Origin of the sequence: Falsiroseomonas sp. (assembly GCF_051859025.1) — a bacterium.
GTDB lineage: Bacteria > Pseudomonadota > Alphaproteobacteria > Acetobacterales > Acetobacteraceae > Falsiroseomonas.
Map to the genome: position 1 here is coordinate 928,181 of NZ_JBHYGL010000001.1, position 18,990 is coordinate 947,170.

The 18,990-nt window shown below is 70.5% G+C and carries 23 protein-coding genes; 4 read left to right on the forward strand and 19 right to left on the reverse strand.

Going from position 1 to position 18,990, the window contains the following annotated elements; translation table 11 throughout:
• Positions 1-32: 32 nt before the first annotated feature.
• The 7 genes from ACTIE5_RS04535 to ACTIE5_RS04565 form a co-directional block, all read right to left on the reverse strand.
• Positions 33-449, reverse strand: coding sequence for a MerR family transcriptional regulator (locus tag ACTIE5_RS04535; RefSeq protein ID WP_439548497.1), 417 nt, complete (start codon positions 447-449; stop codon positions 33-35).
• Positions 446-763, reverse strand: a complete 318-nt coding sequence (locus ACTIE5_RS04540) for an integration host factor subunit alpha (RefSeq protein WP_439548498.1) — start codon at positions 761-763, stop codon at positions 446-448. The genes ACTIE5_RS04535 and ACTIE5_RS04540 overlap by 4 nt, the downstream gene beginning before the upstream one ends.
• 147 nt (positions 764-910) lie before the next feature.
• On the reverse strand, positions 911-1,876 hold the full coding sequence (locus ACTIE5_RS04545) for a beta-ketoacyl-ACP synthase III (protein ID WP_439548499.1): 966 nt from the start codon (positions 1,874-1,876) through the stop codon (positions 911-913).
• Positions 1,877-1,922: 46 nt separating this feature from the next.
• Positions 1,923-2,990, reverse strand: coding sequence for a phosphate acyltransferase PlsX (gene plsX, locus ACTIE5_RS04550; protein ID WP_439548500.1), 1,068 nt, complete (start codon positions 2,988-2,990; stop codon positions 1,923-1,925).
• Between the two features lie 45 nt (positions 2,991-3,035).
• A complete protein-coding gene (gene rpmF / locus ACTIE5_RS04555) occupies positions 3,036-3,236 on the reverse strand; it encodes a 50S ribosomal protein L32 (RefSeq protein ID WP_092960083.1) in 201 nt (66 codons plus the stop codon).
• A gap of 89 nt (positions 3,237-3,325) precedes the next feature.
• Positions 3,326-3,874 (reverse strand): YceD family protein, encoded by a 549-nt coding sequence (locus tag ACTIE5_RS04560; RefSeq protein ID WP_439548501.1) that lies wholly within the window; start codon positions 3,872-3,874, stop codon positions 3,326-3,328.
• The gene (locus ACTIE5_RS04565) at positions 3,871-4,437 is read right to left on the reverse strand and encodes a ubiquinol-cytochrome C chaperone family protein (protein ID WP_439548502.1); all 567 of its coding nucleotides are present in this window, start codon (positions 4,435-4,437) and stop codon (positions 3,871-3,873) included. Before ACTIE5_RS04565 ends, ACTIE5_RS04560 begins: the two co-directional genes overlap by 4 nt.
• A gap of 132 nt (positions 4,438-4,569) precedes the next feature.
• On the opposite strand from ACTIE5_RS04565, the gene ACTIE5_RS04570 reads away from it, so the two are divergent.
• Positions 4,570-5,130, forward strand: coding sequence for an outer membrane protein assembly factor BamE (locus ACTIE5_RS04570; RefSeq protein WP_439548503.1), 561 nt, complete (start codon positions 4,570-4,572; stop codon positions 5,128-5,130).
• 59 nt (positions 5,131-5,189) lie between these two features.
• Here ACTIE5_RS04570 and ACTIE5_RS04575 read toward each other — a convergent pair whose 3' ends face one another.
• The 10 genes from ACTIE5_RS04575 to rpiB all read right to left on the reverse strand — a co-directional run bounded on the left by ACTIE5_RS04575 (position 5,190) and on the right by rpiB (position 13,584).
• Positions 5,190-6,392, reverse strand: a complete 1,203-nt coding sequence (locus ACTIE5_RS04575) for an MFS transporter (protein ID WP_439548504.1) — start codon at positions 6,390-6,392, stop codon at positions 5,190-5,192.
• A complete protein-coding gene (thiL, locus tag ACTIE5_RS04580) occupies positions 6,392-7,351 on the reverse strand; it encodes a thiamine-phosphate kinase (RefSeq protein WP_439548505.1) in 960 nt (319 codons plus the stop codon). Before thiL ends, ACTIE5_RS04575 begins: the two co-directional genes overlap by 1 nt.
• Before the next feature lie 117 nt (positions 7,352-7,468).
• Positions 7,469-7,972 (reverse strand): transcription antitermination factor NusB, encoded by a 504-nt coding sequence (gene nusB / locus ACTIE5_RS04585; protein ID WP_439548506.1) that lies wholly within the window; start codon positions 7,970-7,972, stop codon positions 7,469-7,471.
• Positions 7,969-8,451: a 6,7-dimethyl-8-ribityllumazine synthase gene (gene ribH / locus ACTIE5_RS04590; RefSeq protein ID WP_439548507.1), complete on the reverse strand. Its 483-nt coding sequence runs from the start codon at positions 8,449-8,451 to the stop codon at positions 7,969-7,971. The genes nusB and ribH overlap by 4 nt, the downstream gene beginning before the upstream one ends.
• A 64-nt stretch (positions 8,452-8,515) precedes the next feature.
• Positions 8,516-9,634, reverse strand: coding sequence for a 3,4-dihydroxy-2-butanone-4-phosphate synthase (ribB, locus tag ACTIE5_RS04595; RefSeq protein ID WP_439548508.1), 1,119 nt, complete (start codon positions 9,632-9,634; stop codon positions 8,516-8,518).
• The gene (locus ACTIE5_RS04600; RefSeq protein ID WP_439548509.1) at positions 9,631-10,233 is read right to left on the reverse strand and encodes a riboflavin synthase; all 603 of its coding nucleotides are present in this window, start codon (positions 10,231-10,233) and stop codon (positions 9,631-9,633) included. Before ACTIE5_RS04600 ends, ribB begins: the two co-directional genes overlap by 4 nt.
• Complete coding sequence (gene ribD / locus ACTIE5_RS04605) at positions 10,233-11,315, reverse strand: bifunctional diaminohydroxyphosphoribosylaminopyrimidine deaminase/5-amino-6-(5-phosphoribosylamino)uracil reductase RibD (protein ID WP_439548510.1); 1,083 nt, start codon at positions 11,313-11,315, stop codon at positions 10,233-10,235. Before ribD ends, ACTIE5_RS04600 begins: the two co-directional genes overlap by 1 nt.
• 23 nt (positions 11,316-11,338) lie before the next feature.
• The gene (gene nrdR / locus ACTIE5_RS04610) at positions 11,339-11,791 is read right to left on the reverse strand and encodes a transcriptional regulator NrdR (protein ID WP_164695934.1); all 453 of its coding nucleotides are present in this window, start codon (positions 11,789-11,791) and stop codon (positions 11,339-11,341) included.
• 12 nt (positions 11,792-11,803) lie between these two features.
• A complete protein-coding gene (glyA, locus tag ACTIE5_RS04615; protein ID WP_439548511.1) occupies positions 11,804-13,102 on the reverse strand; it encodes a serine hydroxymethyltransferase in 1,299 nt (432 codons plus the stop codon).
• The gene (gene rpiB, locus ACTIE5_RS04620; protein WP_439548512.1) at positions 13,099-13,584 is read right to left on the reverse strand and encodes a ribose 5-phosphate isomerase B; all 486 of its coding nucleotides are present in this window, start codon (positions 13,582-13,584) and stop codon (positions 13,099-13,101) included. Before rpiB ends, glyA begins: the two co-directional genes overlap by 4 nt.
• A 240-nt stretch (positions 13,585-13,824) precedes the next feature.
• Here rpiB and ACTIE5_RS04625 point away from each other — a divergent pair, with 240 nt between their 5' ends.
• From ACTIE5_RS04625 to ACTIE5_RS04635, 3 genes are read left to right on the forward strand one after another with little or no spacing between them, the layout of a single operon-like run.
• Positions 13,825-15,117 carry an O-acetylhomoserine aminocarboxypropyltransferase/cysteine synthase family protein gene (locus tag ACTIE5_RS04625; protein WP_439548513.1) on the forward strand — a complete coding sequence of 431 codons (1,293 nt, stop codon included), beginning with the start codon at positions 13,825-13,827 and terminating at the stop codon, positions 15,115-15,117.
• A complete protein-coding gene (hemB, locus tag ACTIE5_RS04630; protein WP_439548514.1) occupies positions 15,114-16,166 on the forward strand; it encodes a porphobilinogen synthase in 1,053 nt (350 codons plus the stop codon). The genes ACTIE5_RS04625 and hemB overlap by 4 nt, the downstream gene beginning before the upstream one ends.
• On the forward strand, positions 16,159-16,503 hold the full coding sequence (locus ACTIE5_RS04635) for a hypothetical protein (protein ID WP_439548515.1): 345 nt from the start codon (positions 16,159-16,161) through the stop codon (positions 16,501-16,503). The genes hemB and ACTIE5_RS04635 overlap by 8 nt, the downstream gene beginning before the upstream one ends.
• Positions 16,504-16,557: 54 nt before the next feature.
• Here the strand turns inward: ACTIE5_RS04635 and ACTIE5_RS04640 are convergent, their stop codons facing one another.
• Together ACTIE5_RS04640 and ACTIE5_RS04645 are read right to left on the reverse strand one after the other, a co-directional pair.
• A complete protein-coding gene (locus ACTIE5_RS04640; protein WP_439548516.1) occupies positions 16,558-17,541 on the reverse strand; it encodes a Bug family tripartite tricarboxylate transporter substrate binding protein in 984 nt (327 codons plus the stop codon).
• A 103-nt stretch (positions 17,542-17,644) separates the two neighbouring features.
• Positions 17,645-18,976: an NAD(P)H-dependent oxidoreductase gene (locus ACTIE5_RS04645; RefSeq protein ID WP_439548517.1), complete on the reverse strand. Its 1,332-nt coding sequence runs from the start codon at positions 18,974-18,976 to the stop codon at positions 17,645-17,647.
• Positions 18,977-18,990 lie beyond the last annotated feature (14 nt).

Genomic DNA, 18,990 nt, shown 5'->3' on the forward strand with positions numbered 1-18,990 from the left:
ATCCCCCGGGGCGCGTGGGCCCCGAAAACGGCCTACAGGCGCGCGGTCAGGGCCCGCAATTCATGAGCCAGGCGTTCCAGCGCATCCAGCGCCTCCCGCACCGGCTCGGGCGCATCCGCTTCCTCGAGGTCGCCGAGGGGGAGTTCGGGGGCGCCGCCGGCTTCCTCGATCCCGCCTTCGCGGAGCAGGCGCTGCACGCCCTTGATGGTGTAGCCCTGGGTGTAGAGCAGGTCGCTGACGCGCTTCAGCAGCGCGATGTCTTCCGGCCGGTAGTAGCGCCGCCCGCCGCCGCGCTTCAGCGGCTTGAGCTGGGGGAACTTGGTTTCCCAGAAGCGCAGCACATGCTGCGGGATCTGCAGGTCATCCGCGACCTCGCTGATGGTGCGGAAGGCCGTGGGGGCCTTGCGCGGCCTGGCGCGACCATCGGCATCGACCTGCTCATCGCTCATTCGTCGTCGCCACCGGCTTCGACGGCCTGGCCAGGATTCAGGCGGGCCTTCAGGACGTGGGAGGGACGGAAGGCCAGGACCTTGCGGGGCTGGATCGGCACCTCCACCCCCGTCTTGGGATTGCGGCCGACGCGCTTGCCCTTCTGGCGCACCACGAAGGAGCCGAAGGCGGAGATCTTCACCGGCTCGCCGGCCTCCAGCGCCGCCGACATCTTCTCGAGCACGGTCTCCAGCAGCGCCGCGCTCTCGTTACGGGAGAGCCCGACCTGGGCGTAGATCGCCTCCGCGAGATGGGCGCGGGTCATCGTCGTCATGCCGCAACAGGCCCCTGCAAGCCATTCATCCCGCAAGAAAACCGGTATCCGCAGGGGCCGTCAACCATGGGGTTTCACGCGGCCGTGTCCGGCTTAGCGCAAACCTTCAGGAAAGCCGCGCAACACACTGATTGCGCGCCGTTCCGGTCAGAAACGCGCGAGCGCGGCGCCCCAGGTCAGCCCGCCGCCGATGGCTTCCATCAGCACCAGGTCGCCCCGCTTGATGCGCCCGTCCCGCGTCGCCTCCGCCAGCGCCAGCGGGATGGAGGCGGCGGAAGTGTTGGCGTGGCGGTCCACCGTGATGACAACGCGGTCCAGCGGCAGGCCGAGTTTCTTGCCCATCGCCTCGATGATCCGGACATTGGCCTGGTGCGGCACCAGCCAGGCGACGGCGGATTGGTCGAGCCCGTTCGCCGCCAGCGCCTCATCCACCGCGGAGGCCAGCTTGGTGACGGCGTGCTTGAACACCTCCCGCCCCGCCATGCGCACCACGCCGGTGCCGCCGGTGGACCCGGCGCCGCCATCGACGGCCAGGATGTCCCCGTGCCGGCCATCGGCATGCATGTGGGTGGAAAGCAGGCCATCGCCCGGCGCGGGGTCGCCCGCGCGCAGGAAGACGGCGCCGGCGCCATCGCCGAACAGCACGCAGGTGCCGCGGTCCGACCAATCGAGGATGCGGGAATAGATTTCGGTGCCGACCACCAGCACGCCGGTCGCCTGGCCGGTGCGGATCAGCGCATCGGCGATGCCGAGGGCGTAGATGAAGCCGGTGCAGGCCGCCGCCACGTCGAAGGCCATGCCGCGCGTGACGCCCAGCGCGCCCTGGATACGGGCGGCGGTGGAGGGAAAGGCGCTGTCCGGCGTGGCCGTGGCGACGATGATGCAGTCCACATCGGCGACGTCGGCGCTGGCCTGGGCGAGCGCAGCCCGGCAGGCGGCGGCACCCATGGAGGAGGCGGTCTCCCCTTCCGCGGCGAAGTGGCGCTGGCCGATGCCGGTGCGTTCGCGGATCCAGGAATCGGTGGTGTCGAGCCCCTTTTCCACCGCAAGCTGGTCATTCGTCACGGCCCGTTCCGGCAGGTAGCCGCCGGTGCCGATGATCACGGCGCGCATCGCGCGTTCCCCTCCCAGGGCCGGGTTTTCTTGCCTCGCCCGCGTGTCAGCGCGGGGTGGCCGCGACGCGCGGCGTGGTGTCCGAGAGGCGCGCCAGCCCCTCCTGGATCCGTTCGTTGAAGCGGTGCGTCACCATGTCCATGGCGACATCGACGGCATGGGCGAAGCCGACGCCATCCGTGCCGCCATGGCTTTTGACCACGACGCCGTTCAGGCCGATCAGCACCGCGCCATTATAGCGCCGCGGGTCCATCCATTCGCGCAGGCGATCCAGCGCGGGCCGCGCCAGCAGGTAGCCGACGCGGGCGGGGACGGAACTGGTGAAGACCTGGCGCAGCAGGTCGCGCATCAGCTTCAGCGCGCCCTCCCCGGTCTTCAGCGCGACATTGCCGGTGAAGCCATCGGTGACGATCACGTCGACCGTGCCGGCCGCGATGTCATGGCCTTCGACGAAACCGCGGAAATTGGCGCCGAGATGGCTGTCCCGCAGCGTTTCCGCCGCCTGGCGGACGCGCTCATCGCCCTTCAGTTCTTCGGACCCCACATTCAGCAGGCCGAGGGTCGGCTCCGTCAGCCCCAGCACCGCGCGGGCGAAGGCATCGCCCATGACGGCGAATTCGATGAGGTTGCGGGCATCGCACTGAACATTGGCGCCGAGGTCGAGCATGACGACATCGCCGCGCGCGGAAGGCCCGATGGCCGCCAGCGCCGGCCGGTCGATCTCCGGCAGCGTCTTCACGACGATCTTGGCCAGCGCCATCAGCGCGCCGGTATTGCCGGCGGAGACGACGCCGGAGGCTTCGCCGCTTGCGACAGCATCGATCGCGCCGCGCATGGAGGAACCGCGGACGCGCAGCGCCGCCGTCGGCTTCATGTCGCCGGGGATTGATTCCGGGGCATGGCGGAGGCTGCACGCCTTCGCCGCCCGGGGCCGTCGCGCCAGGAGCGCGCCCAACCGAGCTTCATCGCCGACGAGCAGGAAGCGCGCATGCGGATGACGTTCCGCCGCAAGTTCCAGACCATCCAGCACGGATTCGGGCGCGTGGTCCCCGCCCATCGCATCGATGGCCAGGGCGAATTCGCCGTTACCGCGGGCCGCAACCGACCTCGCCATCAGGATCCGACCCTTCGCCGCATCGGCATCAGCCCGGCAACCCGATCAGACGCGGATGACGCCCTTGGCCTTGTCCGCCGCCATCACCTCACGGCCATCGTAATGGCCGCAATGGGAGCAGACATGGTGCGGACGCTTCAGCTCACCGCAATTGGAGCATTCAAGGCTCGCAACAGCCGTCAGCGCCTCATGGCTACGGCGCATGCCGCGGCGGGAGGGCGAAACCTTCTTCTTCGGAACGGCCATGGTGCCGAGCCTTTCTCGTCAACAATCTGAAAGTAGGTGGGGCCGGCGGCATTACCACCGGCACCGAGAGGGCGCAAGCACGCCGAGGCTTATTCCCGCTTCAACCTCGCCAGCGCGGCGAAAGGGTTGGGGCGGGAATCCCCCGGTAACGGCTCTGCCGCTCTTTGCGCCGCCGGCGCCTCCGCGTCCAGCCCCGAAGCGGCGAGTTCCGGCGGAAGCGCGGCTTCGGGGTGCCGGGGATAGGGGTCGAGCGCCAAGGCGAGCTGCTCGGCCATCGCCTCGCCCAGGTCGATGAAGCCGCCCGCGCTCTCGATCTCATCGGGGCTGTCGGGGTCGTCATCCGTGGGCGGGACGCCATCGGGCAGGATGCGGAGGTCCACCGCCGCATCGACGCGCTGGTCCACCGGGTCCAGCGTGACGATGCATTCCTGCGTCACCTTGGCGCGGATGCGGCCACGGGCGCGCACCGTGCCACCGGTTTCCGCCGCGAGCGTCAGGGACGCCTTGAAGCTCGCGATGCCGGGAATCCCGAAGCGGCGGGCGAGTGCGGCGCATTCCGCCGGCGTCGCCACCAGATCCATCGCCTTCGGCTCATTCCCCAGCCGGTAGGGCCGGGGGAATTCAGGGGATACCGTCATGCCCCTACCGCCCCTGGCACCGATTCCGGCGGGGCGGGCGGGAAGGACGCCTCCCCCTTCAGCAGCCTGGCCAGCGGCTGGTCGGCCAGGGAAGCGCGGATGCGCCCGCCCTGGGCGGCGAGTTCGGCGGGCGCGCCTTCGGGCGCCTCCCCCCGCCAGACGTTGCGGGACAGGGCTTCGGCCAGCGCGGGCCAGTCGCCCGATTCGAAGGCGGCCTCATAGGCCGCGGCGCGGCCATGGAAGGCTTCCCACATCTTCTTGACGCGCTTGCCGACGACGAGGTCGCCCACCCCCATCTCCCGCAGATTCACGTCCATGTCGGCGAACATGGCGTCGAAGACGGCCTGGGCCAGCTTCGGCCCTTGCGCGTCGGCATCGTGCCGCAGGCGGTTGATGAGCAGCGCGACATGGAAGGACACCAGGTCGAACCGCCCATCGAGGGTGTCCGGCACGCCCAGCCGGTCGAAATAGACGGGCTGCCGCGCCGCGCCGACGGCCGCGCCATACAGCGCGAATCCGGCACGTTCATGCGGCCGCCGCGTGAAAAGGCCGAGCAGGCCCATGTGAAGCTCCGATCGCGATGCCGCCCCCATTGGCGGATCCGCCATCCCCGAAGCCGGCGCCGCAGGCGCCCCGGCAGCCCGAGGGGGGCCGGGGCCGTTGACCGCGCCGCGCGGGGGTGGAATACCGCCCACATGGAGCGCCACCGCCACCCGGTCAACGTTTCGCGTCGTCCCGCGCGCGGGTTCGGCGCTACCCTCGGCCTCATGGCCCTGCTGGCGACGGGCGGCTGCGCCTGGATGCCCAGCGTGCCTGGGGCGAGCCTGTTCGAAAGCCCCCGCACCATCCGCGGCCACCAGGTGGATGACGAAACCCTGGCGCAGATCACGCCGGGCGTCAGTTCGCGGAACGATGTGGAAAGCCTGCTCGGCTCGCCCTCCGTCACCGGCACCTTCGATGACAGCGCCTGGTACTACATCAGCGGCGTCACCCGTCAGCGCCCCGGCCGCACCCTGGCGCTGGAGGATCAGCGCGTGGTCGCCATCCTGTTCGACGGGCGCGGCACGGTCCGCGAAGTGAAGCGCCTCGGCCAGGATGATGCGCGGGACGTGCGCGTGGTCAGCCGCGTCACGCCGTCCCCGGGCAACGACCGGACGCTGCTGCAGCAGCTCTTCGGCAATCTCGGCCGCCTGGGCCCGGGCCTCGGCGCCGGGGCCAATACCAGCGTCGGCGCGCCCTCCCCCACCGCACGCTAGAACGGGGGGCCGCTAGGCCCCCCTGTGGCCACCTCAGGCGGGCCTCACGGCCCTGCTCCTCAGGCGGGCCTTGCGGCCCGACGGGGCCACAGCGTCACGATCAGCGCCACCGCCAGCGCGGGCAGCAGCAGCAGGTTCAGCACATCCCAGCCCGCGCCGGCATGGACGGCGCCGGACCCCATCGCGGTGCAGGCGACGGTGCCGAAGACGATGAAGTCGTTCGCCGTCTGCGCGCGCACCCGTTCGGCCGGGCTGTGCGCTTCGCCCAGCATCGTGGTGGCGCCGACGAACATGAAGTTCCACCCCACCCCCAGCAGCACAAGCGCCCCGCTGAAATGCCAGAATTGCTGGCCGGACAGCGCGACGGCGACGCAGAGCGCGTTCAGCACCGCCCCCACCGCCACGATCGGGCGCGCGCCCCAGCGGCTGATGAGGCGCCCCGTCACGAAGCCCGGCGCGAACATGGACACGGCGTGAAGCTGGATGACGGTGGCACTCGCCGTCACCGCGAAGCCGCAGGCCATCATCTCCAGCGGCGTGGAGGTCATGACCAGGTTCATCGTGCCGTAGGCGACCGCGCCGGTCAGGGCCGCGGCCATGAAGGCGGGGCGGCGGATGATCTCCCCCACCGGGGTCGGGCTGGCCTGGCGGGGCGGCGCGGGCGGCAGGCGGACGATGGACAGCAGCGTCATGCAGGCCACCGGCAGCAGCGCCAGGATGAGGTAGGTGCCGAGGAACAGGAAGGGCGGCGCCATGTCCTTGCTGTGCTTGACCAGTTCCGGCCCGAAGATCGCGGCCAGCACGCCACCGGTCATGACCAGGGAGATGGCGCGGGGGCGATAGGCGGGGCTCGCGACCTCACTGGCCGCGAAGCGGTAGTGCTGGGCGATGCCGAAGCCGATGCCCGCCGGCAGCCCGCCCGCGACATAGAGCCAGAAGCTGTGCTGCCAGATGCCCGCCGCGAAGGTCAGGCAGCCGAGCAGGGAGGCGATGGCCCCCATCATGAAGCCCGCCCGCCGGCCGAGCCGCGCGAAGACGATGCCGGCGGGAATCGAGGCCGCCATGGTGGCGACCATCTGGATGCCCATCGGCAGGGTGGCGAAGGATTTGTCGGAGGCCAAGCTGTAGCCCACCAGCGCCGACATCGCGACCTGGCCGACGACGGAGGCATTCATCAGCGCCTGGCAGAAGAACAGCAGCCAGACATCCCGGCGCATCCGGGATTCCTCCCTCGCCTCGGGCGTCGCGGTGGCGATCGACATCAGAAGTGGCTCCATCCCCCCCGGGGCAGCGGAACCTCGCCCCCCGTGGCGTCCGTCACGCGGACGCCTTCACCTTGCATGAAGCACCCGATCCGCGTCACCGCCACCCCCGCTTCCATGCCGGCGGCGCGGATGAGGGCGGCGTTGCCGGGCGGGGCGGCGAAGAGCAGTTCGTAGTCATCGCCCCCGGCCAGGATGCGGGACAGCATCGTGGGATCGGCGGCGAGCGCGCCGGCGGCGGCGGGGGAGAGCGGCACGGAAGGGGCCTCGATCACCGCGCCCAGCGCCGCGGCGCGGGCGAGGTGGCCGAGGTCCTGCACCAGCCCGTCCGACACATCCATGGCCGCATGCACCAGGCCCGCAAGCCGCTGCCCGAGGGCGAGGCGCGGCCGCGGCAGCCGGTAGCGGCTGGCCAGGTGGTCGTCGGGCGGCAGGCGCCCCGTCAGCGCCAGCAGGCCGAGCGCGCCATCGCCGATGGTGCCGGACACCCAGACATCATCGCCTGGCCGCGCCCCCTGCCGCCGCAGCGCCTGGCCGGGCGCCACATGACCGAGGATGGTGAGGGAGAAGGTCGCCGGCCCCGGCGTGACGACGGTATCGCCCCCCAGCACGGAAAGCCCGAATTCCCGCTGGTCCAGCGCCAGGCCGCGCGCGAAGGCCGCGATCCAGTCATCGGTGGTCCCGCGCGCGAAGCCGCAGGTCATGAGGTAGCCGAGCGGCGTGGCGCCCATCGCGGCGAGGTCCGAGAGATTCACCCGCAGCAGCTTGCGCCCGATGGTGGCGGGCGGGTCGTCCGGCAGGAAATGCACGCCGGCGACCATGGCATCGGCGGCCAGCACCAGGGTGCGGCCGGGGGGCGGCGTCAGCAGCGCGGCATCGTCGCCGAGGTTCAGGGCGCCCTCCCCGGCCAAAGGCAGGAAATGGCGGGCGATGAGGGAGAATTCGGGGGGGAGGGTCATCGCTGACGAGATGGGGAAGGCGCTGCCTTCCCCATGCCCCATCCGCCAGGGGCGTGACGCCCCTGGACCGTCATCAGACGGGGACGCCGGCAGATGCATGCATCCGCCAGCAAGCCATCACGGCCGGGCGAATTCATCGGCCCGCAGGCTGCGCGCCAGCGCGTCCAGCACGCCATTCGCGAAACGCGGCTCATCGCCCACGAAGAAGCCATGCGCGATGTCGAGGTATTCGTTGATCACCACCCGCGCCGGCGGTTCATGCGGCGTGGAGAGTTCGCCCGCCGCGGCGCGCAGCAGCGCCCGCAGCACGGGGTCCAGCTTCTCCAGCGGCCAGTCCTTGGCCAATGCCTTGCCGATCGTCTCGTCCAGCGATTCGATCCGTGCGGCGGTGTCGCGGACGATACGGGCGAACAGCTTGGCATCGGCGTCGGGCACCCTGCCCTCCCCCAGCCCCTCATCCGCGTCATTCGGGCCCAGGCGGTGGCGGACGAATTGCTGGATGACGGTTTCCGGGTTCTCGCCGGCCTGTTCGGACTGGAACAGCGCCTGCACGGCGGCCAGGCGCGCCCCGGTGCGGGGGCGGCCCTTCTGCAGGCGGCCGGACTCGCGCGGGCCGCTCATGCCCGGCCCCAGCGGCGGGCCAGCGCCACCTGGGTCAGGGCGGCGTGCGCGGCCTCCACACCCTTGTTCATGCCGTCGTCGCGGGACCGCGCGATGGCCTGGTCCAGCGTCGCGACCGTCAGCAGGCCGAAGCCCAGCGCCGCGCCCGTCTCGGCGGCAATCGCCATGACGCCCTGGCAGACGGCGTCGCAGATGAAGTCGTAGTGGTCCGTCTCACCCTTCACCACGCAGCCCAGCAGGATGAAGCCATCCCAGCCGCGGCCAGCGGCCAGCGCCATGCGGAGCGCGGCCGGGAGTTCGAAGGCGCCGGCGACGTCCACCACCTCCAGCTGCCCGCCTGCTTCCTCGACGCGCTTGCGGGCGCCGGCGAGCATGCCGCCGACGACCTCCTCGTAATATGGGGCCTGGATGACCAGCAGCCGGGGTGGCTGGCCGGGAATCGGTGATGCCGCGCGGGTCGGCGCGTCCTTGGTGCTCATGCTGCCTGATACATCCTCAAGCGGCCGGCGGCGAATCGTGCCGCCTGGCCGGTCAGCTTGCCGGTCAGTCCTTGGGGATCGGCCGGGTCTCGAGCACCGTCAGCCCGTAGCCCTCCAGACCCACCAGGGGGCGGGGGTTGTCGGACAGGCGGATGATGTCGCGCAAGCCCAGATCGGCCAGGATCTGCGCGCCGATGCCGTAGTCCCGGATCTCGGGCGCCACCTGCCGGCGGTCCCGCTGCGCGCGGACCTGCTGGGACAGGCCATCGGAACGCCAATCCCGCAGCAGCACCACCACGCCGCGCCCGGCCTGGTCGATGGCGCGCATGGCGGCGTGGAGGTCCTGTTCGACACGGCCGCCGATCATGTCCTTGAGAAGCGAGGCGGCGTGCATCCGCACCAGCGTCGGCTGCGGGCCGGTCACATCCCCCTTCACCAGGGCGACATGCTCGCCTTCCTGCAGGGTGGAGGAATAGACCACGGCGCGCCACGGCCCGCCGATGCCCTCCACCGTGCCTTCCTCGACCCGCTTCACCAGCCGTTCCGTCCGGCGGCGATGGCCGATGAGGTCCGCGATGGTGCCAAGCTTGAGGCCGTGATGCTGCGCGAAGGCGACGAGGTCCGGCATCCGGGCCATGGTGCCGTCATCGTTCATGATCTCGCAGATCACGCCGGCCGGGTTCAGCCCTGCGAGGCGCGCGAAATCCACCGCCGCTTCCGTGTGCCCGGCGCGGACCAGCGTCCCGCCATCCCGCGCCACCAGCGGGAAGACATGGCCGGGGGTGACGATATGCTCCCGCCCCAGTTCCGGGTTGATGGCGACGGCAACGGTCTTGGCGCGGTCGGCGGCGGAGATGCCGGTGGTGACGCCGTCCCGCGCCTCGATCGACACCGTGAAGGCCGTGGCGTGGCGCGTGCCGTTGGACTGCGCCATCAGGGGCAGGCCGAGCTGTTCCACGCGGTGCCGCGCCATCGCCAGGCAGATCAGCCCGCGGGCGTGCTTGGCCATGAAGTTGATGGCGTCCGGCGTCGCGAATTGCGCGGGGATGACCAGGTCGCCCTCATTCTCCCGGTCCTCGTCATCCACGAGGATGAACATGCGGCCGCGGCGGGCCTCCTCGATCAGATCCTCCGTCGGGCTGAGGAAGTCGGCGAAGCTGGTGGTCCGGGGCTGCACGTTCATGCCTTGAACTCCGCGAGGCGTGCGACGTAGCGCGCCAGCATGTCGATCTCGATATTCACCGCATCGCCGGGCTTCAGCGTGGCGAAGCCCGTGACCTCCGCGGTGTGGGGGATGATGTTGACGCCGAAGTTTTCGTCGGTCGCCTCGTTCACCGTGAGGGAGCAGCCATCGATGGCGATGCTGCCCTTCCTGGCCACGAAGCGGATGAAGTCGCGCGGCATGGCGAAGGTCCAGCGCGTCGATCCGTTTTCCGGCACCGCCGCCGTGACGGTGCCGACGCAATCGACATGGCCGGAGACGATGTGGCCGCCCATCTCGTCGCCGAGTTTCAGCGACCGTTCCAGGTTGATCCGCCGCCCCACCTGCCAGGTGCCGAGCGTGGTATTGGAGAGTGTCTCGGCGGAGGCTTCGACCGTGAAGCTGCCGGTGCCGTATTCGATCGCCGTCAGGCAGCAGCCGGAACAGCAGATGGAGGCGCCGATGGCGGCGCCGTCCAGCCAGCCCGGCGGCGTCGCGATGGTGAGGCGCATGTCGCGCCCGTCGCCGATCGGGGTGATGGCGGTGATGACGCCCTGTGCGGTGACGATACCCGTGAACATCAGCCGGCCTCGATCTCGTATTCGGACAGCAGGTCAGGCCCCAGGGTCCGCACCGCCACGCGGCGGAACTTGGGCGCGGAAGCCAGATCGGGCAATGGCAACTCGTAGGAAGCGGGGATTCCGTCGCCGCCGATGACCATCGGCGCGTGGAACCAGGCGAGGCGGTCCACCAGTTTTTCCCGGAGCAGGGAGGCCGCAATGCCGGACCCGCCCTCCGCCAGCAACCGGGTGATGCCGCGCGCGGCCAGGGCCGAGAGGACGCCGTGCAGGGAAAGGCCGGTCGGGCCGCTTTCGACCTCGATCACCTCGACCCCGGCTTCCCGCAGGGGCGCCAGCGCGGCCTCGGCATGGCCGGGGGTGGTGCAGACCAGGGTCGGAACCTCCCGCGCCGTGCGGACCAGCTTCGAACCCAGGGGGATGCGCAGCCTGGCATCGGCCACCACGCGGGGCGCGGGGACGGGCACGCCGCCAGGCAGGCGGCAGGTCAGGTCGGGGTCGTCGTCGATGACGGTGCCGCTGCCGACCAGGATGGCGTCGTGGCGGGCCCGCAGGCCATGGGCGGCGCGGCGGGCGGCGGGGCCCGTGATCCAGCGGCTTTCCTTGGTGGCGGTGGCGATCCGGCCATCCAGCGTGGTCGCCAGCTTGAGCGTCACCATCGGCAGGCCGTGGCGCAGGCGCTTGATGAAGCCGGCCGTGACGCGCTCCGCCTCCTCCCGCAGCAGCCCCTCCTCCACCACGATCCCCGCGGCGGCGAGTTTCCGGAATCCTTCGCCATCGACCCGTGGGTCGGGATCGCGAAGTGCCACCACCACCCGCGCCACCCCGGCGGCGGCCAGGGCATCGGTGCAGGGGGGCGTGCGGCCCCAGTGGCAGCAGGGTTCCAGCGTGACATAGGCGGTGCCGCCCCGCGCGCGGTCGCCGGCGCGCTTCAGCGCCTCCGTCTCCGCATGGGGGCGCCCGCCGGGCTGGGTCCAGCCGCGGCCGACCACCTGGCCGTCGCTCGCCACGATCACGCAGCCGACCGCGGGGTTGGGCCAGGTATTGCCCAGGCCACGCGAGGCCAGCGCGAGCGCCGCCCGCATGTGAGTCACATCATCCACGAGGGTCAGGAGCCTTCGATCTTGCCCAGGAAGGCCCGGAAATCCTTGGCCTCGCGGAAATTGCGATAGACCGAGGCGAAGCGGACATAGGCGACCTCATCCACGTCGCGCAGCGTTTCCATCACCACCTCCCCCACCCGGCGGCTGGTGACTTCGCTGTCGGCCTCCACTTCCAGGCGACGCTGGATGCCCGAGACGATGCGCTCGATCCGCTCCTCGTCGAAGGGACGCTTGCGCAGCGCCACGCGGACGGAGCGCGCGAGCTTGTCACGGTCAAACGGCACGCGGCGGCCATCGGTCTTGACCACGAGCAGTTCGCGCAGCTGCACCCGTTCGAAGGTGGTGAAGCGGTTGCCGCAGGCGGGGCAGGACCGGCGGCGCCGGATGGAAGCCCCATCCTCCGCCGGCCGGCTGTCCTTCACCTGCGTGTCTTCGTTCCCACAGAACGGGCAGCGCATGGGGTCAGGACCTCAGTAGATCGGGAAGCGCCGGCACAGCTCCAGCACCCGGCCCTTCACGGCGGCTTCCACCGCGGCGTTGGCGTCCGGCGCGTTGGCCTTCGCCAGCCCGTCCAGCACTTCGCCGATCATCTGGCCGACGAGGGTGAACTCCGCCTCCCCGAAGCCGCGGGTCGTCGCGGCGGGGCTGCCGAGGCGGACGCCGGAGGTGGTCATCGGCTTCTCCGGGTCGAAGGGGATGCCGTTCTTGTTGCAGGTCAGGTGGGCGCGGTTCAGCGCACCCTCCGCCGCCTTGCCCGTCAGCTTCTTGGGCCGCAAATCCACCAGCACCAGGTGGTTGTCCGTGCCGCCCGTCACCAGGTCGAGCCCCTGCTTCTTCAGCTCCTCCGCCAGCGCATTCGCATTGGCGACGACCTGCTTCGCATAGGTGCGGAATTCCGGGCGCAGCGCCTCTCCGAACGCCACGGCCTTGGCGGCGATGACATGCATCAGCGGGCCGCCCTGCAGGCCAGGGAACACCGCGCTGTTGAACTTCTTGGCCAGCGCCTCGTCGTTGGTGAGGATCATGCCGCCGCGGGGGCCGCGCAGCGTCTTGTGCGTGGTCGTGGTCGCGACATGGGCGTGGGGGAACGGGGACGGATGCGCGCCGCCGGCGACCAGGCCCGCGAAATGCGCCATGTCCACCATGAACCAGGCGCCGATCTCATCCGCGATCGCCCGGAACGCGGCAAAATCCCAGGTGCGGGCGTAGGCCGAGCCACCCGCGATGATGAGCTTCGGCTTGTTCTCCAGCGCGATGCGCCGGACCTCCGCCATGTCGATCCGCTGGTCTTCGCGCCGCACCGTGTAGGGGACGGGCTTGAACCACTTGCCGGACTGGTTGGCCGGGGCGCCATGCGTCAGGTGCCCGCCCGCCGCCAGGTCGAGGCCCATGAAGCTGTCGCCGGGCTGGAGCAGGGCGAAGAACACGGCCTGGTTGGCCTGGGCGCCGCTATGCGGCTGGACATTGGCGAAGCCGCAATCGAACAGCTTCTTCGCGCGCTCGATCGCCAGCGTTTCCGCCACGTCCACGAATTCGCAGCCGCCATAGTAGCGGCGGCCGGGATAGCCCTCCGCGTACTTGTTGGTCATCACGCTGCCCTGGGCTTCCAGCACGGCGCGGGAGACGATGTTCTCCGACGCGATCAGCTCGATCCCGTCCTGCTGGCGGATCAGCTCATCCCGGATGGAGGCGGCGAGTTCGGGATCGGTCTCCGTCACGGGGGCGGAGAAGAAGCGGGCGGGGGTGACCGCGGGTGTGGTCTCGTTCATGGGGACGCGCTCCAACCGGGGCTGAGCTTCTGCACGCGGCGCCCGTGGCGGCCGCCTTCGAAGGGGGTGTCGAGGAAGATTCGGACGGCGTCCAGCGCCACCTCCATGCCCGTCATCCGGGCACCGAGGGCGATGACGTTGGCGTCGTTGTGGGTCCGCGTCAGCCGCGCGCCGGTGACATCATGCACCAGGGCGCAGCGGATGGCGGGGTTGCGGTTGGCGGCGATGGAGATGCCGATGCCGGTGCCGCAGACCAGCACGCCGAAGGTGGCACGGCCTTCCGCCACGGCGGAGGCCACGGCCGCGCCGAAATCGGGGTAGTCCACGCTTTCGGTCCCATGGGTGCCGAGGTCCAGCACCGGATGGCCGGCGGCTTCCAGCATCTCCCGGATCGCGGCCTTCATCGCCACGCCGGCGTGGTCCGCGCCCAGGGCGACCGTGGCGGCAACCGTGGGGGCTATGGGTGTATTCGCAGGGTTCATGCGGGATTGACTACCACGGCGGGTGGCCGCCCGGAACCACCGACCCAACCCCTTGGGGGCGCAACCCAGACCCGCGCGGGGCGGGAGATGAAACCTCCCCTTTCGACCCCAGCGACAGCACCGCCATCCTGCCCCGTGCCGCCACCACGGCAGGTTGCATCCCGCCTTGCGCCCACCCCCGGGCCCGTGGATGGATGCGGCCATCATCGCACCGCCAGAGGCGGGCAGGAGGAGGGTCACATGGCCGATTCGACGAACCCGGAAACCATCGCGCTGCATGCGGGCTGGCGCGCCGACCCCACCACCGGCTCCGTCGCCGTGCCGATCCACCAGACCACCAGCTTCCAGTTCCAGGATACCGGCCATGCCGCCCGACTGTTCGGCCTGGCGGAGATGGGGAACATCTACACCCGCATCATGAACCCGACCGTGGATGTGCTGGAAAAGCGCATCGCGGCGCTGGAGGGGGGCGTGGCGGGCCTGGCACTCGGCTCCGGCCAGGCGGCCACCACCTTCTGCGTGCTGAACCTCTGCGAGGCCGGGGACAACATCGTCTCCTCCACGGACCTCTATGGCGGCACCTGGAACCTGTTCGCCAACACCCTGAAGACCTTCGGCATCGAGGTCCGCTTCGTCGATCCGGCGGACCCCGAGGCCTTCGTCCGCGCCACCGATGACCGCACCCGCTGCTGGTACGCGGAGACGCTGCCGAACCCGAAGCTCCGCGTCTTCCCGATCGCGGAAGTGGCGGCGCTGGGGCGCAAGATCGGCGTTCCGCTGATCATGGACAACACGGCGGCGCCGGTGCTGTGCAAGCCCCTCGCGCTGGGTGCGGCCATCGTCATGCATTCCACGACCAAGTGGATCGGCGGGCATGGCACCAGCATCGGCGGCGTGGTGGTGGATGGCGGCAATTTCGACTGGGAAGGCAATGCCGCCCGCTTCCCGACGCTGAACAAGCCGGATGCCAGCTACCATGGCGCGGTCTGGACCCAGGCGGTGAAGCCGCTCGGCCCCGTCGCCTACATCATCCGGATGCGGGTGATCCTGCTGCGGGACCTCGGCGCGCCGATGGCGCCGATGAACGCCTTCCTGACGCTGCAGGGGCTGGAGACGCTGCCGCTGCGCATGGAGCGCCACTGCGCCAACGCCATCAAGGTGGCCTCCTTCCTCGCCAGCCACCCCGCCGTCGCCTCCGTCACCCATCCCAGCCTGATGACCGGGGAGAACAAGCGCCGGGCGGATGCGGCGCTGAAGGGCGGCTATGGCTCGCTGATGGGCTTCGAGCTGAAGGCAGGGGCCGAGGCAGGCCGCAAGTTCATCGAATCGCTGAAAATGTTCTACCACGTCGCCAATATCGGTGACGCCCGCAGCCTGGCGATCCACCCCGCCACCACCACCCACAGCCAGCTGAATGCGGAGGAACAGGCGGCCTCCGGCGTCTCCCCGGGCTATGTGCGGCTTTCCATTGGCATCGAGCATATCGACGATATCCTGGCGGACCTCACCCAGGCCCTGGACGCCACCGCATGAACGCGTTTGATAAGTCGAGCCCCGCGCTCCCCCTGGCTGCCACGGCGGGCGGCTTCCCCGCCATCCGCCCGCGCCGCAACCGGGTGGATGCCTTCACCCGGCGCCTGGTGGCGGAGAACAAGCTTTCCATCGATGACCTGATCTGGCCGATCTTCGTCATCGAGGGGACGGGCATCGAAACCGATGTCGCCTCCATGCCCGGGGTCAAGCGCGTGACGCTGGACCGCCTGGCGCATCACGTGGCCCCCGCCGTCGCGGCCGGCGTGCCAGCCGTGGCGCTGTTCCCCGCCACGCCATCCGAGAAGAAGGATGGCGAGGGGACGGAGGCCAAGAACCCGAACAACCTGATGTGCAGCGCCGCCCGCCTGCTGAAGCACGAATACCCGCATCTCGGCCTGATCGGGGATGTGGCGCTCGACCCCTATACCGACCACGGGCATGACGGCGTGCTGCGGGAAGGCCCGGGCGGCCTGTATGTCGCGAATGACGAGACGGTGGACATCCTCACCATCCAGGCCGTGATCCAGGCGGAGGCCGGCATCGATGTCATCGCGCCGTCGGACATGATGGATGGGCGCGTCGGCAGTATTCGCGCAGCCCTTGATTCTCGGGGGCTGATCCACACGCGGATCATGTCCTACGCCGCCAAATACGCCTCCGCCTTCTATGGCCCCTTCCGGGAAGCGGTGGGATCGGGCGGCAGCCTCAAGGGCGGCGACAAGAAGACCTACCAGATGGACCCCGCCAATTCCGAGGAAGCCCTGCGCGAAGTGGCGCTCGACCTCGCGGAGGGCGCGGACATGGTCATGGTCAAGCCGGGGATGCCCTATCTGGACATCGTGCGGCGCGTAAAGGACCGCTTCGGCGTGCCGACCTTCGCCTATCAGGTCAGCGGGGAATACGCGATGATCATGGCGGCGGTGGAGCGCGGCTGGATGGACCGGGAACGCGCCATGATGGAGAGCCTGCTGGGCTTCAAGCGCGCCGGGGCCGACGGGGTGCTGACCTATTTCGCGGTCGAGGCCGCGCAGGTGCTGCGCCGTGCCTGAACCCATCCCCTTGCCGCGTCCCTGGCATGGCGCCTCCGACAAGCCGGAGACGCCGGCCGTCGCGGCGTTGCGGGCGCAGCGGGCGGAGGTCGATGCGCTGATGGCCTTCAGCCACGCGCCCGAAGGGGAAGCCAAGGCGCTGGCCTGGTGGCGGCTCCATCGCCAGCGCCAGGCCCGGGCGACCCTGCTGGGGGCGGAGGAGGCGCTGCGCCTCTCCCCCCTGCCCTCGCCGCCGGAAGGCGCGCTCGGCCCCTGGCAGAAGCTGCGGCTCCGGCTCGGCTGGTTCGACCCGGCGCGGGCGAAACCGCCGGCCAGGCTGGCGCGGCGGCTGCGCTGACCGCTGGTGGAGGCCATTGGGGGGGGGCGGCCCCGCTCCCCTGGCCGCCCCCCGCTATTCCACCTGCATGCGCAGATCCCGCACCAGCGGCCGTACCGCGGCGATCTGGCCGTGAACCTGGGCCGTGAATTCGGCCGCGCTGTTGCCGCCGGGCTCCGCGCCCAGTTCCGCGATGCGCGATGCCAGCGGTGGATGGCGCGCGGCGGCGGCGATTTCGGCGTGCAGCCGCACCAGCACCGGCTGCGGCGTCCGGGAAGGCGCGAAGAAGCCGTTCCAGCCCAGCAGTTCCGCATTGGGGAAGCCCTGTTCCCGCACCGTCGGGATGTTGGGCAGGGCGCTGGCGCGGCTGGCCGCCAGCGTCGCGATCGGCCGTAGCGCGCCGCCACGGATGTGCTGGAGGGAGGAGGAGAGCTGGTCGCCGCCGAAGGCGATGCGCCCGGCCAACATTTCCTGCACCAGCGGCGCCGCGCCGCGGAAGGGGACGTGTTCCATGGCGAAGCCGCCATCGCGCTTCAGCACCTCCCCGATCAGGTTGATGGTGCTGCCGGGGCCGGTCGATCCGTAGAAGGGCGGAGAGGACTGCGCCTTGGCCCAGGCCACCAGCTCCGCCAGGTTCGTCGCCGGCACCTGCGCGTTCACCAGCAGCATCATGGGCACGTTGGCGCCCAGCGAGATGGGCGCGAAGTCACGCTCGATCGAATGCGGCGCGCGGCCGACGAATTCCAGCGCGGCCGTGGTGGTGGAGAAGGTGAGGTTGTGGAACAGCAGCACCTGCCCATCCGCCGGCGCCTTCGCCACCACATCGGCGCCGATGGACCCGCCCGCGCCGCCGCGGTTCTCCACCACGACGGAAACGCCCAGCGTCTCCCCCAGCCGCTGCGCGTAGAGGCGGGCGAGGATGTCGGTGGTGCCGCCGGCCGGGAAGGGCACGACGATGCGGATCGGCGCGGTGGGCTGCCAATTGCCCTGGGCGCGAAGCCCGGGGGCGGCGAGCAGCCCGGCCGTGGCCAAAGCGAGGGTGCGGCGGGTCAGGCGCATGAGGTTTCCTCCGGTCGCGCCGTCCATTGGATTGCGGCGCCGTAAGGAAAGCCTCCGCCCGGGCCGGTGCTCCGTCAAGCCGGCCCGTCAAGCAGCAGTGGCGCTATTCCGCCGCCGCAACCCGGGGCCGCGCGTCATTGGCGGCCACGCCCGGGAAGATCGCATCCTGTTCCGCCCGCAGCCGGTCGATCAGGCGCCCCGCGGGCAGGTCCACATCGGCATGGGTCAGCACGGCATCCCGGGGCAGGTCGCGCTTCAGGCGGCAGCCCTCCGCCACGCCCATCGGCAGCAGGCCCGCTTCCCGCGCGGCGGGATAGGCTTCCGCCTGGCCATAGGTCATGAAGCCGCCGAGGCCATCGACAATCTCACCCGCCTTCAGGTCGCGCTTCGCGGTCGCCACCACCTCCACCATCAGCGGGCCGATCGGCTGGAGAACGGCATCGCCGCAGAGCACCGCGCGCGCGACGGAGGCCGGGACCTCGAAATGGCAGAGGTGGTAGGGCGTGTAGAAGCTGTAGAGCGGCCCCTCCCCCAGCTTGTAGAGGTTGAGGTAGTGGCGCTGCTTCGGGTCGTCATGCGTCGCCAGCACATAGATGCCGGGGCCGGGCTTCGATCCCACGACGTAATCCACCACGCCGCCGAGGCGCCTCAGTTCATCGACGTCGTACATCGTCACGAGTTCATCGACATGGCCGGCATGGTCGCGGCCCAGCATCCCGCGCCTGGCCACCGTCATCCCCGTGGCGTTGGCGACGATGGCCTGTTCGAAGCTAATCTTGGTGCCGTCCGCGAAGCTGGTGACCATGTGCGGGTCCTGGCCCCATTTCGCGGCGAAGGCGGCCTGGGTTTCCGGCGTCCGGTAGGGGTCCTGGAGGCCCTTGATGTTGCCGCAGACCAGCGGCGTCAGGCCGATGGATTTCACGAAGCGGAACAAATTCATCTGCACGCCGGGCTGGTCGCCATCGCTGCCCGTGAAGATCACGCCCTCCTGATCCGCCAGGCGCTTCAGCAGCGGCCCGACGGTGCCGTCCAGCTCCGCATTCATGGACACCACGGGGCGGCCATGGCGGATCGCTGCCAGCGTCACCTGCGCGCCGTGCTCCACCGCGCCCGTCACATCCACCAGGCAGTCGATGCCGCCCGCGGCGCAGAGCAGAATCGGGTCGTCGGTGATGGCGGGGCGGCCATCGCGGATCGCCTGTTCCAGCGCGGGGATGCTGGTGACGGCGATGGGGGCCTCCACCCCCGCTTCCGCGTAGCAGGCGGCGGCGCGCGCCAGGGTGCGGTTGGCGATGGCGACCAGCGCCATCCCCGGGGTCGAGTTGACGATCTGGTTGGCGATGCCGCGGGCCATGAAGCCCGCCCCCACCATGCCGACGCGGATGGGGCGGCCATCGGCGGCGCGCCGGGCCAGAAGGCGGTCGATGATGATCATGTGTCGTCCCCGCG